The following is a 755-nucleotide window of genomic DNA, read 5'->3' as shown; positions in this document are numbered from 1 at the left end:
CCTGCAAGCTCGCCGTATATCATTGAGTCAAAGTCACTTAAGCTGTATTTAAACAGTATTAATTTTACTGAGTTTGCCAGCTGGCAAGAAGTGCAAACTTTGATTACCAAAGACTTATCCGCCTGCGTACAAGCGGACGTACAAGTTGAGCTATTTGCCTTAGATGGTGAGCCGTCAGAACTCATGATTAGCCAACCTAAGGGCATTTGTATCGATAATGCTTTGGCTGATAGCACAGAAAAAGTTGCTTTAACCTTGCATCCTGACGCTTCGTTATTGCGAGGTGACGCGCAGAGAGCAAGCAGTGATAGTAGCGCGCCTGTTAGCTTTTTCTCCAACCTACTGCGCAGTAATTGTCCAGTGACCAATCAGCCCGATTGGGGCACATTGGCGGTTGAGATAAGCAGTGATCTAGCGGTAGATGACGCGGCTATGCTACGTTATATTTTAAGCTTTAGGCAACACAACGGCTTTCATGAGCAGTGCGTGGAGCAGATATTTGCAGATTTAAGCGAAGTCTATCAGCCAAGCCAGCTTATGGTCAGAGCCTGGTACACGCGCCGCGGCGGTATCGATATCAATCCTTGCCGCGTTAGTGATATGAGTTTATTACCTAAACCGAGTCGTCTGATTCGGCAGTAAAGAGTAAGGTCTATTTAGACAAGTTGTTGATAAATTGGTGCTCTGTGATTTAAATGACCCACAAAAAAGCGCCTATCTTACACATTCAAAAATGTAAGATAGGCGCTTTTTTA

Annotated in this window: 1 protein-coding gene; it reads left to right on the top strand. The window is 44.6% G+C overall.

Features of this window, described 5'->3' with window-relative positions; all coding sequences use genetic code 11:
• On the top strand, positions 1-642 hold a 642-nt coding region (locus ACTXGO_RS16545), incomplete at its 5' end, for an NADPH-dependent 7-cyano-7-deazaguanine reductase QueF (protein ID WP_443575121.1).
• Positions 643-755 lie beyond the last annotated feature (113 nt).

The organism is Psychrobacter sp. T6-1 (assembly GCF_052258445.1).
This window is presented reverse-complemented; position numbering and strand designations above follow the sequence as displayed.